Origin of the sequence: Bacillus sp. FSL K6-1033 (assembly GCF_038630765.1) — a bacterium.
GTDB lineage: Bacteria > Bacillota > Bacilli > Bacillales > Bacillaceae > Bacillus > Bacillus altitudinis.
In genome coordinates this window covers 3,416,210-3,434,069 of record NZ_CP152041.1, presented here as the reverse complement: position 1 = coordinate 3,434,069, position 17,860 = coordinate 3,416,210, and the positions used below count along the sequence as shown (strand labels likewise).

General features: G+C 41.0%; 16 protein-coding genes. 10 read left to right on the top strand and 6 right to left on the bottom strand.

Translation table 11 applies throughout. From position 1 onward, the window contains the following. Window positions 1-311: 311 nt before the first annotated feature. The 3 genes from MHH31_RS17645 (at window position 312) to MHH31_RS17635 (ending at window position 3,441) form a co-directional block, all read left to right on the top strand. Complete coding sequence (locus MHH31_RS17645) at window positions 312-1,523, top strand: FtsW/RodA/SpoVE family cell cycle protein (RefSeq protein ID WP_008345489.1); 1,212 nt, start codon at window positions 312-314, stop codon at window positions 1,521-1,523. A gap of 109 nt (window positions 1,524-1,632) precedes the next feature. After that, window positions 1,633-2,382 (top strand): oxygen-insensitive NADPH nitroreductase, encoded by a 750-nt coding sequence (nfsA, locus tag MHH31_RS17640; RefSeq protein WP_017368283.1) that lies wholly within the window; start codon window positions 1,633-1,635, stop codon window positions 2,380-2,382. Window positions 2,383-2,436: 54 nt separating this feature from the next. Then, a complete protein-coding gene (locus tag MHH31_RS17635) occupies window positions 2,437-3,441 on the top strand; it encodes an LLM class flavin-dependent oxidoreductase (protein WP_342495503.1) in 1,005 nt (334 codons plus the stop codon). 11 nt (window positions 3,442-3,452) lie between these two features. On the opposite strand, the gene MHH31_RS17630 is transcribed toward MHH31_RS17635, so the two are convergent. Next, on the bottom strand, window positions 3,453-3,680 hold the full coding sequence (locus MHH31_RS17630; protein ID WP_024719490.1) for a hypothetical protein: 228 nt from the start codon (window positions 3,678-3,680) through the stop codon (window positions 3,453-3,455). 81 nt (window positions 3,681-3,761) lie between these two features. Then, entirely contained in the window at window positions 3,762-6,185 is a 2,424-nt protein-coding gene (locus MHH31_RS17625; protein WP_024719489.1) for a S8 family serine peptidase, read from the bottom strand. A 501-nt stretch (window positions 6,186-6,686) separates the two neighbouring features. Here MHH31_RS17625 and MHH31_RS17620 point away from each other — a divergent pair. The 5 genes from MHH31_RS17620 to MHH31_RS17600 all read left to right on the top strand — a co-directional run bounded on the left by MHH31_RS17620 (window position 6,687) and on the right by MHH31_RS17600 (window position 11,412). Continuing rightward, on the top strand, window positions 6,687-6,965 hold the full coding sequence (locus tag MHH31_RS17620; RefSeq protein ID WP_268372586.1) for a hypothetical protein: 279 nt from the start codon (window positions 6,687-6,689) through the stop codon (window positions 6,963-6,965). 51 nt (window positions 6,966-7,016) lie between these two features. Beyond that, the gene (locus MHH31_RS17615; protein ID WP_076821319.1) at window positions 7,017-7,850 is read left to right on the top strand and encodes a PRD domain-containing protein; all 834 of its coding nucleotides are present in this window, start codon (window positions 7,017-7,019) and stop codon (window positions 7,848-7,850) included. Window positions 7,851-8,104: 254 nt separating this feature from the next. Beyond that, the gene (locus MHH31_RS17610) at window positions 8,105-9,493 is read left to right on the top strand and encodes a sucrose-specific PTS transporter subunit IIBC (protein WP_007497804.1); all 1,389 of its coding nucleotides are present in this window, start codon (window positions 8,105-8,107) and stop codon (window positions 9,491-9,493) included. Between the two features lie 19 nt (window positions 9,494-9,512). Further along, on the top strand, window positions 9,513-10,970 hold the full coding sequence (locus MHH31_RS17605) for a sucrose-6-phosphate hydrolase (protein WP_058337070.1): 1,458 nt from the start codon (window positions 9,513-9,515) through the stop codon (window positions 10,968-10,970). Between the two features lie 187 nt (window positions 10,971-11,157). Next, window positions 11,158-11,412, top strand: coding sequence for a hypothetical protein (locus MHH31_RS17600; RefSeq protein ID WP_008359596.1), 255 nt, complete (start codon window positions 11,158-11,160; stop codon window positions 11,410-11,412). A 387-nt stretch (window positions 11,413-11,799) separates the two neighbouring features. Here MHH31_RS17600 and MHH31_RS17595 read toward each other — a convergent pair whose 3' ends face one another. The 3 genes from MHH31_RS17595 to MHH31_RS17585 all read right to left on the bottom strand — a co-directional run bounded on the left by MHH31_RS17595 (window position 11,800) and on the right by MHH31_RS17585 (window position 14,779). Continuing rightward, window positions 11,800-12,654, bottom strand: coding sequence for a hypothetical protein (locus MHH31_RS17595; RefSeq protein ID WP_342495041.1), 855 nt, complete (start codon window positions 12,652-12,654; stop codon window positions 11,800-11,802). A gap of 884 nt (window positions 12,655-13,538) precedes the next feature. After that, window positions 13,539-14,348, bottom strand: coding sequence for a bifunctional hydroxymethylpyrimidine kinase/phosphomethylpyrimidine kinase (locus tag MHH31_RS17590; RefSeq protein ID WP_008343648.1), 810 nt, complete (start codon window positions 14,346-14,348; stop codon window positions 13,539-13,541). Window positions 14,349-14,473: 125 nt separating this feature from the next. Continuing rightward, the gene (locus tag MHH31_RS17585; RefSeq protein ID WP_342495040.1) at window positions 14,474-14,779 is read right to left on the bottom strand and encodes a general stress protein; all 306 of its coding nucleotides are present in this window, start codon (window positions 14,777-14,779) and stop codon (window positions 14,474-14,476) included. Window positions 14,780-14,906: 127 nt separating this feature from the next. Between MHH31_RS17585 and MHH31_RS17580 the strand changes: the two genes are divergently transcribed. Both MHH31_RS17580 and MHH31_RS17575 read left to right on the top strand, forming a co-directional pair. Beyond that, on the top strand, window positions 14,907-15,734 hold the full coding sequence (locus tag MHH31_RS17580) for a glycosyltransferase family 2 protein (protein WP_144679060.1): 828 nt from the start codon (window positions 14,907-14,909) through the stop codon (window positions 15,732-15,734). Continuing rightward, a complete protein-coding gene (locus MHH31_RS17575; RefSeq protein WP_342495039.1) occupies window positions 15,731-16,417 on the top strand; it encodes a uracil-DNA glycosylase in 687 nt (228 codons plus the stop codon). The genes MHH31_RS17580 and MHH31_RS17575 overlap by 4 nt, the downstream gene beginning before the upstream one ends. A 26-nt stretch (window positions 16,418-16,443) precedes the next feature. Here MHH31_RS17575 and MHH31_RS17570 read toward each other — a convergent pair whose 3' ends face one another. After that, the gene (locus MHH31_RS17570; protein ID WP_178897430.1) at window positions 16,444-17,802 is read right to left on the bottom strand and encodes an aldehyde dehydrogenase; all 1,359 of its coding nucleotides are present in this window, start codon (window positions 17,800-17,802) and stop codon (window positions 16,444-16,446) included. Window positions 17,803-17,860 lie beyond the last annotated feature (58 nt).

The window sequence follows — 17,860 nt, the reverse complement described above, 5'->3', positions numbered from 1 at the left end:
GTTTTTTTTTCTTATACCTCAGTTAAGCTTATGCTGGCAAGATGTTAACCTTTCATATCGCCACATAAGTCATTGAATTTTCCCCTTAAAATCTGTAAAATAATCTTTTTAAAGGACTTATGATCGGTTGTCATGATAGAGTAGAAAGGGATTTTTTCCTATTATTAGGATGAAAAGTATTTCATTTTTTGAAATTAGAATGGAACCTTTCAGGTGTCACTTCCGTCATATTTAAGGTGAGTTGCTTTTGTGAAAATTTCAATCTAATATAAATAAGGGCTTTTATGTTTTGTAATAAGGGTGGTTAGTTCATGAACAAGCAGAATACATCTCCTTACTATCAAGGAGATTTGATTTTTATATTTTTAGCCTTCTTTGCCATCAGTGTCATCGCTATTTATGCTGCGGGACAGTTTGGGCAATATGGATCTAATGCATGGACCAGACAGATCATTTACTACATGGTCGGGGTCATCTGTATTGTGGCTATTAATTACTTCGATCTGGAACAATTAGAAAAGTTAAGCTTATATATTTTTATAGGCGGTATTATGCTCTTAATTCTTTTGAAAATTGCTCCTGCACAAATTGCAGGTCATGATTTTGCTCCAATTAAAAATGGTGCGAAAAGTTGGTTTGTGTTACCGGGAATTGGAACATTTCAGCCTTCAGAGTTCATGAAAATTGGTTTGATTATGATGCTCGCCTCTGTCATTGGGAAGGCAACCCCAAGAGGAAAACGAACATTAGAAGATGATATTTTCCTACTATTAAAAATTGCCGGCGTGGCTGCTGTACCAGTCGGACTCATCTTTTTGCAAGATGCAGGTACGGCTGCGGTATGTATGTTTATTGTCGTTGTCATGGTCTTTTTATCAGGGGTCAACTGGAAATTGATCTCTCTCATCGGTTCAGTGGTTGTGCTCTTAGTTGCCGCTGTGTTAGCCGTGATTATTCTATTCCCTGATTTCGCACAAAAAATCGGGATTCAGCAGTATCAGATCAACCGGATTACCGCTTGGCTGCCTGATAGTTCTTCGACAGCTAACCAAGCCCAGACACAGGATGCATCTGGATCGGATAAATATCAAGTCGAGCAAGCCATTATGGCAATTGGGGCAGGACAAATTTTCGGGAACGGTGTTAAGAACTTAAAAGTATATGTTCCAGAAGCTCAGACAGATATGATTTTCTCTATCATAGGGGAAGCTTTTGGTTTTGTCGGCTGCGCATTTGTGGTCATCATGTTTTTCTTCCTGATTTATCGGCTTGTTGTACTGATCGACCGTATCCATCCTTATAGCCGGTTTGCGTCATTTTTCTGTGTAGGATATACAGCATTGATTGTCATCCATACATTCCAGAACATTGGTATGAACATAGGCGTCATGCCTGTAACGGGGATACCGCTCTTATTCATCAGCTTCGGGGGAAGTTCTGTTTTATCTGTTCTTATTGGATTTGGTATCGCCTATAATGCAAGTGTTCAATTAACGAAATATCAAAGTTATTTATTTAAATAAAACGGGTAAAGGGCAGTCTAAGCATAGGCTGCTTTTTGACGTGAGTTCTAACTTTTGAAAAGCAATATTCATTTGACTTATGATAGTAGGAGTGAAGGAGGTCTTCGAATTGAATAAAACGATAGAAACCATTTTAAATCATCGGTCCATCCGTTCGTTTACAGATGAGCGTCTGACAGAGGAAGAAGTGCTGACACTTATCAAAAGTGCACAGGCTGCTTCGACATCAAGCTATGTACAGGCGTATAGTATCATTGGTGTAACAGATCAGGAGAAGAAGGCGAAGCTTGCTGAACTGGCTGGAAATCAGCCATACGTTGAGAAGAATGGGCATTTTTTTGTTTTCTGTGCAGACTTGAAACGCCACGACTATATCGCAAAAAAAGCAGGAAAGAACCATCAAGAAGCGCTTGAGAATACTGAAGCCTTTCTTATCAGTGTGATTGATGCGGCGCTCGCTGCGCAAAATGTCAGTGTCGCCGCAGAATCTATGGGACTTGGCATCTGCTATATCGGCGGACTGCGTAATCAGCTGAAGGAAGTATCCGAGTTACTTGAAACGCCTTCCTATGTGCTGCCGCTATTCGGTCTGGCCATAGGACATCCTGCCAATCCATCATCTCAAAAGGAACGGCTGCCCGTTGAGCTGATCTACCATGAAAACACATATCAGCAAGACGAAGCTCATGTGGATCGTTATTTAAAAGAATACGATGATCGTATTTCATCATATTATGAAGAACGAACAAACGGTGAGAGAAAAGATACATGGTCTGAGCAAATGCTTCGAGGCTTTAGCCAGCCAAAACGTGCTTTCCTCGGAGATTTTGTGAAAGAGAAGGGCTTTAATCGAAAATAAATCAGGAAATCCCCCTTTCGAGTGAGAGAGGGGGATTTGTGTAAGAGGTGCGACATCATGAAATTAAGTATACTGGATCAATCTCCTTTGATTGGAGATGCGACGCCTGCTGAGGCACTGAAGCAAACAGTCGAGCTGGCGAAGCAGGCAGAGAAATGGGGCTATCATCGTTTTTGGGTATCAGAGCATCACTTTTCAAACCGGCTCGCAGGATCGAGTCCAGAGGTGCTTCTCGGTCATTTATCAGCTGTGACGTCACATATCCGTATTGGTTCAGGCGGCGTCATGCTGCCCCACTACAGTGCCTATAAAGTAGCAGAGAACTTCAGAGTGCTCGAAGCCTTGGCTCCGGGCAGAATTGATCTTGGCATTGGACGTGCTCCTGGAGGTATGCCGATCTCCTCCATTGCCCTTCATCATGGAGAACGGAAGCGACTTGGTGATCAATACCCTGAGCAGGTAGAAGAATTAAGGGTGTATTTACATGATTTAGCCGATGAATTTTATCCGCTGCCTCACCTGACTGCTTCTCCGAAGGTAGAAACTGCCCCAGAGGTATGGATGTTAGGTTCTTCTGGAGGAAGTGCACGGCTTGCCGCAAAAGCTGGAGCAGGCTATACGTTTGCTCTTTTCATTAATGGAGAAGGCGGAGAAGACTCTGTGTCGCAGTATATCAGCCGATTTGAACCTTCGGAATTTGGTGATGAGCCGCGTGTCAGTCTTGCGGTCTTCGTTTTATGTGCAGAAACAGAGGAACAGGCAGAAAAATTGGCTGTTAGCTTAGATTTATCATTATTAGCTAGCGAACAAGGACAGAACCTTGGCGGCTTTCCTTCATTTGAACAGGCAAAGGCCTATTCCTACAGTCCATATGAACAAAAACGAGTAGCAGCCAATAGGCAGAGGATGGTTGTTGGCACGCCGTCCTCTGTGAAGCAACAGCTGACAGCACTCGCAAAGGCGTATCGTACAGATGAAGTGATCGCTGTGACCATCACACATCACATACAAGACCGTCTCACATCGTATCGTTTATTAAAAGAAGCTTTTGATGCATAACGTATGTCATTTTACCATTTGCGCAGCCAATAAAAGGGATAGAGGAGCATCATGGTGAGAATAAAGGCAGCTGTCACCGCCAAGCTAAGCGGATAAATGCAGGTGGTATAGACAGTCAGTTCACATGCTTGATGAAAAGGACGAGGCTGTTTTGCATGTAAAAAGGTAAAAAAATAAACCAAGGTGATCGTGAGAAAAAAAGCCGTCATAAAAGAAACGATCCATAGCCATATCAACATGAATTTCTCTTTCCTCCATACATGATAGAAAAGCCTTGTTGAGCTGATGGGCTCATACAAGGCTTTTTATGTGATTCTTGTTTATTCAGGATAAATATCGAATGGTTCTTTCGTTTGAACCGTATCTGATTTACCTTTCAGGCTCGCATACGCAAGCATTGTATACTCACCTGCTTCTAACTTCTGTCCTTTATTGATCGTGCCATTCCATTTCACACGATGCTCTCCTTTATCAACATGTTGATAAACTCCTGCTTCACCTAAATACTCTCCATCTGTCGAGTAGACGAGGAATGCAAGATTTTCAGCACCGCCTGGGAGATAGCTGCTAATAACATAGCTTCCAGCACGGTTATCCGGCTCTACAGAAACCGAAGTGACGCGCGGGTAATCAGGCTCTTTTACAATCAATAAAGTAGGGATTTCAGTGACCTTTCTGCCATTTTCGCGAATGGTGATACTGCCTTGGTACGTTCCTTTTTTCGTTTTTCCATAATTCACTTGTACTGCGGAAGTAAAGGACCCTGTGGAATTCCCTTTCACTGTGATTTTTTTCGTGCCGTTTGTGCTAATGCCGTTGCCATCGAACTTGTAATCAATGGTATAGGTTTTCGGTGCTTTTGACAGGTTTTCTACCTTGAACTTCTTCGTTTTGATTTGAACGCCCTTTTCTTTTAAGAAAGTGCCGTACGAATAGCTTGCATCAGACACAATAGAAGACGCTTGAAGTGATTCGATGATTCGAACGCTGCCTGTGCCCTGCGTATTGTGAGGGAACGGGTTACCATTTGGGTCATACAATGTTTCTGCTGTATTCATCATTAACGCTTTAATTTGCTCTGTAGAATAGGATGGTTTTGCTTGTTTAATAATCGCTGCTACTCCGGCTACATGAGGAGATGCCATGCTTGTTCCTTGCTTCGATCCATAGCCGTATGGCTGAGAAGGATCGTGTGTCGGAATGGTGCTGACAATACTCACGCCAGGTGCTGAAAGATCTGGTTTGATCATCCACGTATCGACAACAGGTCCGCGAGATGAGAAGTCAGCGACTTGTTCACTTAACTCTTTCACAAATTGAATCGAGAAAGTCGTTGTATTGTTACCAGCCTCAATGGCTTTAACAAGTGCTGTTCCTTCCGCTTTTGACAGCTTAATCGTCGGAAGGGCTAGACCTGGTACATCCACAGGGATTTCTCCATCGGTATTGTTGTACATGACAACGCCGATCGCACCAGCAGCCTTCGCATTGTCCACTTTATCAACAAAGGCAATGGCTCCACGTTCAATCACTGCCACCTTTCCTTTGACATCGATGTTTTCAAAAGCTTTTTCGTCACCGATGCCTGCTTGGACGAGTGTGACTTGTTTTTGGTCAAGTGCTTTTAAATCATTTTCTTGATAGTAGCCCATCACTTTTGCTGTTGAATAGTTCGGGAATTTCACGTTGTATAGACTGTACGGAAGCTGAGTGGCTCCGACAGAAATAGCATCTCTTGATGTCCCAGGAGATCCAACGGTCCAGCTGTTCGGCCCGCTGTTTCCATTTGATGTCACAGCGACAACCCCTTCAGACATGGCCCAATCCAGTGCGATGCTTGTTGCATAATCAGGGTTATTCACACTGTTTCCAAGAGAAAGGTTCATGACATCGGCTCCGTCAGTGACAGCCCGGTCGATGCCTGCAAGGACATTTTCAGTTGTTCCTGATCCGCCTGGTCCAAGGACACGATAGGCGAGAAGGGTAGCATCTTTTGCGACACCTTTAATTTGTCCATTTGCCGCAATTGTTCCTGCGACGTGTGTACCATGATCTGTCGATTCGCCTCTAGGATCTCCTTTTGGTGTTTCTTGTGGAGAATAGTCATTATCAACAAAGTCATAGCCTTTGTATAATCCGAAGTTTCCTTTTAAATCAGGGTGGGTATAATCTACGCCAGTATCAATGACAGCGACTTTTACTCCTTTTCCAGAGTAGCCGGCATCCCAAGCTTTTGGGGCACCGATAAATGGAGCACTTTTATCCATGAGTGGAGAGACATCCTCATGAGGAAGCTGGACGCTTTTCTTTTTCACTTCATCTGTTTGATATGTAACATCCGGATAAACGGCTTTTACTCCGTCAACTGCGAGCAGTTTCGGGATTTCGTTTGCAGGAAGTTTCATAGAGAAACCAGAGAAGACTTTTTCATATTCTTGACGAACACTCGCTTTATCTAACTTTTTGAGTGCTGCATTCTTTACTTTAGTTCGAGATTTTTTGAGGGAGGCTTTTGTTTGTGCTTCGCCTTCTTGCTTGGCTTCAACTAAGGATTTTTCCTTTAATTCAACAATGACAGTGGTGTGTTTTCTAGACTTAACATTGATTTCGCCGAAGATTTCTGCTTTTTCCAGTTCCACCTGTTTGTTCGATGGAGCGGCAGCAGCCTGACCTGAAAAGAATGTGGATAAGGTAAAAATAGTGGAGAACAATAGAACAGAAGAACGAGAGATTACTTTTTTCAATTAATTTTCCCCTTTCTAGCTGTGTATTTAGGGAGATAGCCTTTCTTTTTGTGGATAAATAGGAAAGATTCACTGCCCGTTATTAAGTATTCCATACGATGAAACCAATTCCTTTACTGAAATGGTCTTATTTTACATAGTCATAAAGAACTATTTTGTTTATAAAGTCACACTTATGCACAATTATCTGTTGATAACTCAATTATTCAGATATATATATGGAAAATAAAAAAATCTCATACACAAAATCTAGTAAGAGGGTGTTGATATGTGGATAAAACCTGTTGATAAGATGTGCTTATCTTTGGGATAGTGTGTGTATAAAATTTTCATAGAAACATTGTGGAACATGATCATCTTCTGCACTTTTCAACAAAACTTCTGAAAACTAGTTCGTTTTTTCACCCAGATTGTGACAAACCTCTCTTTTTTCTCGGGATATGATAGGAACAGTTAATTTGCTAGAACTGCTAGATTCTAAGGAAAGCGGAGGGATGTTCAGTGAAGAAATGGAAGAACTGGTTGAGTGTATGGTTTGGTTTTGTGATGAATGTGCTTGTGAATCCTGGTGAGCTGCTGAAGAAGCAAGGGGTGAAAGTGGCAGCAGTGGATGGAGGATTCTTTCTTGCGGTGAATGAGAGAAAGCTAGAGAAACTGGCAGATGAAAAGAAGAAGAAGCGCAGGACAGAAAAGTCGTTTCAAGAAAGTCTGATGATGCTTTATGAAAAGACAACGAGAGAGGCGCGTGCCGGTCCGTTCTTATCTTTACAGAAAAGTTGAAACAGGGTAAAATCCCACATAAGACACGTTATCTGTGGGAGAGGATGCCCCTTGAAGATATATAAAATATTGAATAACAATGCAGTGGTTGTAAAGGAGGGTGATCAGGAGAAAATTGTGATGGGGCCCGGAATTGCTTTTCAGAAGGGGAAAAATGACGTCGTTCCCGTTCAAAAAATAGAGAAGATTTTTGTTGTGCGTGAAGAAAATGAGAAGTTTAAACAAATTCTTGCGACATTGCCAGAAACGCATATTGAGGTGGCAGAGCATATTATTAGTTATGCAGAGGGTGAACTCATGATGCCGCTCAGTGATCATATCCACATTTCACTGACAGATCATTTATCCTTTGCCATTGAACGCGTTCAAAAAGGCATTGTGCTATATAATAAATTGCTTGGTGAGATCAAAGTCTTATATAAGCAGGAATATGATATTGGAAAGTATGCCATTCGTTATGTAAAGGAGCGGCTTGGGGTTGACCTGCCGGACGATGAGGCAGGGTATGTGGCACTTCATATTCATACGGCCAAAATGAATACGGAGTCCATGAAGAAGACGGTCAAATACACAACGATGATCAAAGAAATGATCGAGCATATCGAAAGCGTTTTTGAGCGCTCGATTGATGAGGATAGTATTTCATATCAGCGGCTTGTGACACATTTGAGGTATGCATTAGGCAGGTTGGAATCGAATGAAGCATTTCAAATCATGGACGATGACATGCTGACTTTTATCCAAACAAAGTATGATTCGGCTTACCGGTGTGCACTTGGACTGGCTGATTTGCTGAAAAAAGAATATGGACTTCATCTCCCTGAATCGGAGATCGGCTACATCACGCTGCATGTCCAGCGTCTGCAGGATGCCGAATTGGTGTAAAGGTTGTGCCTGTCCGCAGGCTTTTTTTTATGCACACTACTCTAATTAGTGTATATGGGTCATTTGATTCGAAAAAATAGGTTGACGCAGGTCGCGCTCTTATACTATGATGAAAGCGTAATCAAAAACCAATATCGTGGGATTGTGACTGTCAGGCAGGCAAGACCTAAAATTTGCGTAACGAGGGGACGTGTATGTCCTTTAATCGTTAGTGAATTTTAGGTCTTTTTTGTTTTAAAAAAGGGGGAGACAACATGGATTATCAAAAAACAGCCAAAGAATTAACAACATTATTAGGCGGCAAAGAAAATGTCATTAGCGCAACACATTGTGCCACACGACTCCGATTGGTGATGAAAGATGAGGCGTTGATTGACAAAGATGCCATTGAAGAACTTGAGGGTGTGAAGGGTGCCTTCTCAAGCTCGGGTCAATTCCAGATCATATTTGGAACAGGTTCTGTCAACAAAGTATATGAGCCTTTTGCTCGTGAGACGGGTCTTGAGGCAGACGACGAGAATCAGAAACCAGCCAGCCATGATGAAGCCGTGAAGCAAAAAATGAATCCACTTGCACGTTTTGCCAAGACGCTATCGAATATTTTTGTACCAATCATTCCAGCGATTGTAGCAAGCGGTTTATTAATGGGCCTATTAGGTATGATGAAAGCCTTCAAATGGGCTGATCCAAGCTCTGCCATCTTCCAAATGCTAGATATGTTCTCAAGTGCTGCCTTTATCATTTTACCGATTTTAATTGGTGTTAGTGCAGCCAAAGAGTTTGGTGGAAATCCATATTTAGGAGCTGTCATTGGGGGCATTATGATTCACCCGAGCTTGCTGAATCCATGGGGACTGACAGACGCAAAACCAGAATATATGCATCTATTCAATTTTGATATTGCTCTTCTTGGTTACCAAGGAACGGTCATTCCCGTGTTATTAACTGTGTATATCATGTGCGTGATTGAAAAGAATTTAAGAAAAGTTGTGCCGAACAGTATTGATTTACTTGTGACGCCGTTTGTGACGGTGATTGTGACTGGATTTGTGACGTTTATTGCTGTAGGACCTCTAGGGAGAATGCTTGGTACAGGAATCTCAAATGCACTCACTTATGTTTATGACCATGCAGGATTCTTAGCTGGACTTATTTTTGGAGGCGCTTATTCTTTAATTGTACTGACAGGTGTTCATCACAGCTTCCATGCGATTGAGGCAGGACTTCTAAATGATATTGGACGGAATTATTTGCTGCCGATCTGGGCCATGTCAAACGTCGCTCAAGGCGGAGCTGGGCTAGCGGTCTTTTTCTTAGCAAAGCGTGCAAAAACGAAAGAAATTGCATTACCAGCAGCATTTTCTGCTTTCTTAGGTATTACTGAGCCGGTCATATTCGGTGTGAATCTTCGTTATCGTAAGCCATTTATTGCTGCAATGATCGGAGGTGCATTAGGCGGGGCGTTTGTCGTCTTCACGAAGGTAGCCGCCAACGCTTATGGTTTAACAGGGATTCCGATGATTGCAATTGCAGCCCCATTTGGTTTACAAAATGTGGTAAATTATGTTATTGGTATGTTAATAGCTGTTGCTGTTTCATTTATTCTTACCATCATCTTTAAAGTCAAAGAAGTCGAAAAATAATCAAGGAGTGGTCACAGTGATGACAACAACGGACGCAGCACTTCGTCAAAAGGTAACAGATCGTATTCGAAACTATGAGCATTTGGTGAAAAAAGATGTGTACCGTCAGAACTTCCATTTAATGCCGCCAGTCGGTCTTTTAAATGACCCGAATGGATTGATTCAGTGGAAGGGAGTCTACCATGTGTTTTATCAATGGCAGCCATTTAAAACAGGACATGGGGCAAAATTTTGGGGTCACTACACATCAACCGATCTAGTGAATTGGCAGCATGAAGAGGCTGCCCTCACGCCAAGTGATTGGTTTGATCAAAATGGCTGTTATTCTGGCAGTGCAGTCATTGACGATGGTCGTATGTACGTGATGTATACCGGAAATGTCCGTGATGAGCAAGGAAATCGTGAGACATATCAATGTTTAGCTGTGTCAGAGGATGGGGTTCATTTTGAGAAAAAAGGTGTCGTGGCGACTTTGCCAGCGGGATTCACTGCACATTTTCGTGACCCGAAGGTGTGGAAGCGGAATGGAAAGTGGTACATGGTCCTTGGAGCACAAAGTGAAGATCTCAAAGGACATCTTGTCTTATTCACATCTGATACATTAGACAATTGGACGTTTCAAGGCATTATTGCAGGCAGTGGAAAGAATGGATTAGACCATTTCGGATACATGTGGGAATGTCCAGATCTATTTGAATTAGACGGTCAGGATGTATTGATCGTGTCACCACAGGGGCTGAAGCCTGATGGATTCAAATACAACAATACACATCAATCTGGTTATTTTGTTGGTACATTGGATGATCGTACCTACCAATATACGCATGGAGCGTTTGAGGAGCTGGATCGTGGCTTTGACTTTTATGCACAGCAGACTTTCCAAGATGAATCGGGCAGACGCATTTTAATGGGATGGATGGGTGTACCAGATCAAGGGGAAGAGCATCACCCAACTGTCTCTTATCAATGGATCCATTGTTTGACGATTCCGAGAGAGCTTCGTTTAGATGATGAAGGGCGTCTTATTCAACAGCCGGTAAGTGAACTTCGATCTATGCGGACAAATGAGCAGGAGCATGTTTTTCACGTTAAACGATCTGTTCACTCCATTCCTGTTGAAGATTTGACGAGCGCAGAGGTATTCATTGATCAAATTGAAACACAAAAAGGATTTGAATGCTGTATCCGTGCTGCTGCTCGTATCATTTATGATAAAGATGAAGGCAAACTAACGTTAGAGCGAGATCGATTTGAAGATCGAACAAAGGAAGTTCGTGAAGTAGAAATTGATGAATTACAGGATTTGCATATCTTTATTGATGCATCATCGATTGAGATTTTTGTCAACGGAGGCCGGGAAGTATTTACTGCACGTTACTTTCCTTCCCCGGGAAATAAATCAATCTCCATCAGTGGTAGAAATGAAACGAAGCTTAAATTGAAGACGTGGCATTTGCAAAAAGAAGCAGATCATTGATCTGCTTTTTCTAGTGAGATCAGCCTGTATCTTAAAGCCTATATCATGTATATACAAGGTTGGCCTAAAGCGGTTTGATGACGTTTTACATATATGATAACAGGTTCAATTGTGGTATCATTTTAAAATATATACAGCTGAGGCTGACGTTTATCCAAATGCGGTAGGACAAAAAGGGGTTGTTTACTTGAATTCAAAACAGCAGCCGACGACTAGAAAACGCTTGGAGACAATGGCAGATCATGTTGAAGATAAACGTGAAGAATATAAAGAATTGCTGATTCAAGTCCAATCTATTCTCGGTGAACCTTCTCTAGAGCAGGAAGAATTAAAAGAGAAGCTGTCAGATACGTATAAACAAATGAAAGAATATGCCTTATTTGTTGAATCCATTGAAGCCTTTATTCGAAAAATGGCGAAAGAATCTGATCAGCAAAAGTAGGTAAAAAAGTATGGTGAAAGAGTGTACCTGGGTGCGGGTATGCTTTTTTTATTTAAAGATTATCTATGTCAGTTTTATTCTAAATCTTAATGTATGAAGATAAATAGAAATTTGTAGATAGATTATTTAATGTATATGAGTTATAAAAGTGCAAGAAACATTACAATGCGGAAGGATAACCATTCTTTTCAAAACGAATGTAGAGAGAACTGATATCCATATTTTATCTAATATATGAGTAGATAGTAAAAATAATCCTAAGGACTGTCTTAGGATTATTTTTTGAAATTCTTTTATGTATTTCTTGAACCCACTTTCAATCCATTAAAGTGAGATCAGTTATAGTATTTTGTATCTTATTGAATTGTAGAATTTATTTTTATGGCTTTAATAATAGCTTTTGATCTCCGTATTTAACATTTCTTCTAGTTTTTTTTCTTCTAGTATACTAAGGACTGTTACAGCTTTTTCAGTATACTCTTCAGGTGAATCCATGTTTAAGTTTTTTAGACATATCCCTTTACGACCATAGCAGATGGCCATCTCCCTGTATGCACCATGTCTTTTACAGAGAGGGATTGCTTCTTCTAATACAACTAATGCCGACTTAAATTTATTGTATTTTATTAAAAGAAGCGAAAAATTAACTCGAATATTAATTTCAATTTTATAAGCATCTTGAAAATTCTTATATATATTAAGTCTTTTCAATGCATTCTTTGCTATATGTATAGCCGTTTCTATAGGAAATATAAAAAGTATAGAGTTTATCAGTCTAATATCAATCAGGTACCAATTTTCATGCTTAGAAAGACGTTCCCAAACATTATCTACGTGATTGCGTGCTTGTTCAATACTACCCGTTTCATGGAGCACTATTAAAGCTGTACAAATACATTGAATATCACTGACCAATTGGTCCTCCGAATCTGATAGCAACCTTTCAGATTCTGTTATCAATTGTCTTAATTTGTTTGGATGATTGAAAGTCGTACGAAAAAAATCGTTAATAAACTTTTGTCTTCGAGTATATTGAAAATCGTTCATAATATAGTGAAACTCATCTAAAGAAACGTCTACTTTTTCCAGTAAAGCCATAAAAGATGACGCAAGTATGTCGATTCGATGTAGTTCAAACTTTGAATAAGCACTTTGTGATAGTAAACCACTAGAAACATAATGCTGAGTATATCCTTTGTTCTTTCTAATTGATCGCATAGTCTGTCCTATATTGTTAAGCAATTTTAATGTCCCCTTTCAGTCTTATTTGACTAAAATGTTATGAATGGTTCACACCATAATATAATAAATCCTGGAAATTGAAAAAAGCGTAGAGAACTATTTATAAACAGCATTACAAATATAGAGGAGAGTTGACTAAATGATAATTTGGGCTTTAATCACTACAATAGTATCTTTTATTTTAATTTTTAATTTTTGGAATGAAGATAGAAAAACATCATATGTATTCATAATGGCGACTATTTTTCTTATTTTCCTTGACCTTGGTTTAATATTTATTTGAGTATTAAAATTGTGTTCATTTTGCAGGTTGCAATAAGAATATTTGTCGTGATGATGATTTCTCGCCTAATATTAATAACTGCTTCTATAAACTTTAAAGAATACTTAGGTAATAGAGAAGTAATCGTCGATGTTGTTGTACCGAAATAAAAAATTTCTTTTGAGATGAAATCAGGAGAAGTTCGACTTAAAGAGTACCAAAAATTGTCGCTTTATGTGAACTCTATGTTCCACGGAAGATGTGGAAAGGTATCTTTGGAAAAGATAGTATCAAAACGAATTAAGATTGATTAAATCAAATGAATGGAACATTCGGAGTTTATAAAAATAGGAGAATTCAGGAAATATCTAAGTGGAAGAACTCTTATAATGACTGAGTGGAAGGCTTGTAATACTGATATAAGTTGAACCCCCAAAATTTACTTATTACATATAGAATGCAACAAATATAAAAAGGGGGGTTCAACTGTTTATGAATTGTGCAATATTAAAGGAATGACTAGTTTACACATCAATACGCTCTGTAAGTTTTATAAATTACTTTGAAATTTATTTATACATATGGTTTATTGCGCTGCTTCTGTATCCTTTGAGTTTTCCACTTATTTGTCCAAACGATGTGCGGAATGTTTCGTTGGTCCGATGTATTCGTTTAGTTGGAACGAGCCTTTAATGGCAGCTGTGATGAATTCTTTTGCTGCATAAATGGCTTCTTTCACGTCTGAGCCGTTGGCTAGTTCAGCTGTGACTGCGGCTGAGAATGTGCAGCCTGCGCCGTGTGTGTATTCTGTGTCGATCTTATCTGTTTCAAGGCGTTCGAAGGTTTGTCCATCATAAAGCAAGTCAATCGCTTTATCTGGGCTTAGCTTACCGCCGCCAGTGATGACCACATATTTTGCACCAAGTTCATGGATGCGTTTTGCGGCTTCTTCCATTTGTTCCATCGTTTTGATCTCGCCAATGCCGCTTAATTGACCTGCTTCGAAAAGGTTAGGTGTGATAACTGTTGCCAGTGGTGTGAGCTTTTCGCGCAATGCTTCAGCGTGCTCTGGATAAAGGACTTCGTTCGCACCTTTACATACCATAACAGGATCAATGACGACATTTTTCAGCTCATATGTTTTGATCGTTTCAGCTGCGAGTTCAATGACGTCAACTGTTGGCAGCATACCTGTTTTTAACGCATCTACACCGATGCCTTCCACGATCGTCGAGAGCTGCGCGCGGATGGTTGATGTATCGATTGGAAACACTTGATGATCCCAGTTGTTATGAGGATCCATTGCAACGACAACGGTTAAAGCTGTCATCCCGTAGACGTTTTTTTCTTGAAACGTTTTTAAATCTGCTTGGATACCTGCACCGCCGCTTGAATCCGAACCTGCGATGGTGAGTGCTTTATTCATAGACATAGTTGCTGAACCTCCAATGTGATGTGTAACAGTTACTGTTCTATCCCTTATTATAATCAGCTTTTCCATTTATCACAATGAAACGGCATAAAAAAGCGTTCCACTCTTCATGGAACGCTCATTCTTTATCTTTTACAAATCACCAATTTCCCTTTTTTCAGCTCCTCTAAAAGCGTTAAGGCTAATTCTTGATCGGCGCCGGTCGACATCATTTTGGCCATCAGTTCATCATCCCTGGTGCGAATGACATTGGCGATCTGATCTAAAATCCCTTGATCGACAGCTGTCATGCTCTTTGCTTCCGTATACTCAGTAACGTTATCAGAGCGTTCGGGGTCATACGCAAAAACAAACACATCGTCCTTTGCTGACTGTATCTGTTCGATCGTCTGTTTGGCTTCTTTACTATTCTCAACTGTGAAAAATTCCATTATCATCACTCCTTTTCATCAAAAATTCCCATTTTCTCGATCAATCAAACCGTCTTTTATATCATGAGAAGAAAGCCGATTTATGTTTTAATGAAAAAGACGAATCTATTAAAGGAGTTAGGCCGATATGAAGATTTCTTTATTAATTGTGACACATAACCGGCTGAGCGCATTGTGTGAACTGCTTGAATCCATCTCGAGACAAAGCGTACAGCCTTTTGAAATTGTGGTCGTAAATGATGCAGGAGAGCGAGTGGACGTGATTCAGGAACTCTATCCAGAGCTGCCAATCCGCTTGATTCATTTAGATGAGAATGTCCAGCATGTGAACGCAAGAAATGTTGGGGTGCGGGAGCTGACAGGTGACGTCATTATGCTGAGTGATGACGATGATTATTTTACGCCTTGTCATATTGAACGTATGAGCAAGGCGCTGGAAGACGCTGATTTTGTCTTTTCGGATGCGGAAATTGTTTCGTTTGAAGAACGAGGTGCGACTCGATTTCCAGTATCAAGACGTTTGTTTGCTTATGCAGCGGACATTGAGGACATGCGTGTTTTTTCTACATATGTTCCTTCTGGTAGTATGTACAAACGCCGCATACATGATGAGATTGGCTATTTTGATCCAGCGATGCATCACTACTGGGACTGGGACTTTTTCCTGCGTGTTACGCAGCATGCACGAGCCAAACGAGTGCCAGCTGCCAGTGTGATCTATGCGTTCTTTGATGGTGGGGGCAATCAGTCGAGTGATCTTGGTGAAACAAGGAAGACCTACTTAGATGACCTGAGTGAAAAGCATGGGCTGGGTGATTTGCCGACAGCAAACTTTGCTGTCCTATTAGAAGAACCAGCGATGAAAAAACGAGAATCAGAGAGTGAGATTGTATGGGATGGAAAACCGATGATCTCAAGATTGGCACAGCAGACAGAAGGAGGACAATCGCAATGAAGCCATTTTTAAATGATAGCTGGTGGGCTGTGATGAAAAGTGAATTTGAACAGCCATATTATCAGGAATTACGTGAGTGGGTAAAGGAAGAATATCGTACGCAGATCGTGTTTCCAAAGCCAGATGACATTTATCGTGCCCTCCATTTGACGTCGTATGAAGATGTGAAGGTCGTGATTTTGGGACAAGACCCTTATCATGGCCCAGGACAGGCACACGGATTAAGCTTTTCTGTTCAGCCTGGTGTCAAACATCCGCCATCTTTGAGAAATATTTTTCAGGAGCTAAAGGATGACCTCGGTTGTCCGGTCCCTAACCATGGCTCGCTTGTCAGTTGGGCAGAGCAGGGTGTCTTGCTGTTAAACACCGTGCTCACTGTAAGAAAAGGGGAAGCGAACTCGCATAAAGGCAAAGGCTGGGAACGTGTGACAGACCGCGTCATCGACGTCCTGAATGACCGAGAACAGCCAGTCGTTTTTGTGCTTTGGGGCAGACATGCGCAAAATAAAAAAGAACGAATTGATCAAAGCAAGCATTACATCATTGAGTCACCTCATCCAAGTCCTTTTTCTGCAAGAAACGGCTTTTTTGGCAGCCGTCCGTTCTCAAAAGTAAACGCCTATTTAAAGCAAATGGGGAACGATGAAATCAACTGGTGTATCAAGGACATCGAATCAAAATAGGACGAGGGAAAATCCCTTCGTCCTGTTTATTTTAAAAATTTGCGGACAATGTCGAGTCCGTTTTTCGCATTTGGATATCGGAAAGAAAAATCAAAGCGATTGGTCTGGCGTAGGACACTTTTTTCATGTGTAAAGGTGAAAAAGCTTTCTTTTCCATGATATCGTCCGATACCGCTTTCACCAACGCCTCCAAATGGTAAATATGGAGTGGCGACATGCATCAGTGTATCATTGATGCAGCCCCCGCCAAATGAGAGGTTGTCTAGAATATAGGCTTCTGTTTCTTTATTGGTTGTAAATAAGTAAAGAGCGAGCGGCTTCGGTCTTGCCTTAATCATGTCAGCTGCCTCTTGAAGAGAGTCAAATGTGATGACAGGCAAAATAGGTCCGAAAATTTCCTCCTGCATCACAGGATCTTCCCATGTAATGTGATCTAGAATGGTCGGTGCGATTTTGAGCTCTTGTTCATTACGCTGTCCACCTGTCACAATCGTGCCATTTGAGAGAAATTGTGAAAGCCGATCAAAATGACGCTGGCTGACATTTTTTCCGAAATGCGGATTTGTTTCAGGCTGGTCCCCGTAAAAGTCACGGATACAGGTCGTCATTTCACGCAATAGGTCCTCTTTGATCGATTCATGAACAAGTAAATAGTCTGGTGCAATGCATGTTTGACCAGCATTCGTGAATTTACCAAAGGTGATTCGCTTCGCAGCGAGTTTGATGTCTGCATCAGGCATGACAATGCATGGACTTTTTCCGCCGAGCTCAAGTGTGACAGGTGTGAGATGTTTTGCGGCCGCTTCCATGACAACTTTGCCGACGGCTACACTTCCAGTAAAGAAAATATAATCAAAAGGCAGTTTCAGAAGCTCTGTGCTGACATCCACACCGCCTTCAACGACCGCTGCAAGATCTTCTTGAAACACGCTTTCCACAATCGTGCCAATCACGTTTGAGACGTGCGGCGTTAATTCTGACGGTTTTAAAGTAACGGCATTTCCGGCAGAAATGGCTCCAACTAATGGCGAAAGGGCCAATTGGAAAGGATAGTTCCAAGGGGCAATAATCAAAACACTTCCGTACGGTTCTTTAATGATCATACTTTTCGATCCGATATGGGTCAGAGGTGTTTTCGCGCGAGATGGTTTGGCCCATTTGTGAAGATGTTTGACGGTATGATTGATCTCTTCATATACCATGCCAATTTCTGTTGTATAGGCTTCCTGTTCGGATTTATGTAAATCATGGGCTAAGGCTTGTAATATGTCCTTTTCATGATGTTTAATGGCTTTTTTCAAATCGTTAAGAAGACGGATTCGATCTTGAACAGCTGGTGTTTGCACGTTTTTTTGTTTGTGAATGAGTTCAGTGAGTTTGCTCATCTTTCAGTCCTTTCAAAGACGATATTGTTTCTTTTTTATTATGTGTGAATCTTGGGTA

Coding starts and splice junctions, on each gene's coding strand:
- MHH31_RS17630 (WP_024719490.1), bottom strand. CDS start 3,680: ATGTTGATATGGCTATGGATCGTTTCTTTTATGACGGCTTTTTTTCTC.
- MHH31_RS17585 (WP_342495040.1), bottom strand. CDS start 14,779: ATGGAATTTTTCACAGTTGAGAATAGTAAAGAAGCCAAACAGACGATC.
- MHH31_RS17580 (WP_144679060.1), top strand. CDS start 14,907: ATGAAGATTTCTTTATTAATTGTGACACATAACCGGCTGAGCGCATTG.
- MHH31_RS17570 (WP_178897430.1), bottom strand. CDS start 17,802: ATGAGCAAACTCACTGAACTCATTCACAAACAAAAAAACGTGCAAACA.
- MHH31_RS17610 (WP_007497804.1), top strand. CDS start 8,105: ATGGATTATCAAAAAACAGCCAAAGAATTAACAACATTATTAGGCGGC.
- MHH31_RS17575 (WP_342495039.1), top strand. CDS start 15,731: ATGAAGCCATTTTTAAATGATAGCTGGTGGGCTGTGATGAAAAGTGAA.
- MHH31_RS17605 (WP_058337070.1), top strand. CDS start 9,513: ATGACAACAACGGACGCAGCACTTCGTCAAAAGGTAACAGATCGTATT.
- MHH31_RS17590 (WP_008343648.1), bottom strand. CDS start 14,348: ATGTCTATGAATAAAGCACTCACCATCGCAGGTTCGGATTCAAGCGGC.
- MHH31_RS17645 (WP_008345489.1), top strand. CDS start 312: ATGAACAAGCAGAATACATCTCCTTACTATCAAGGAGATTTGATTTTT.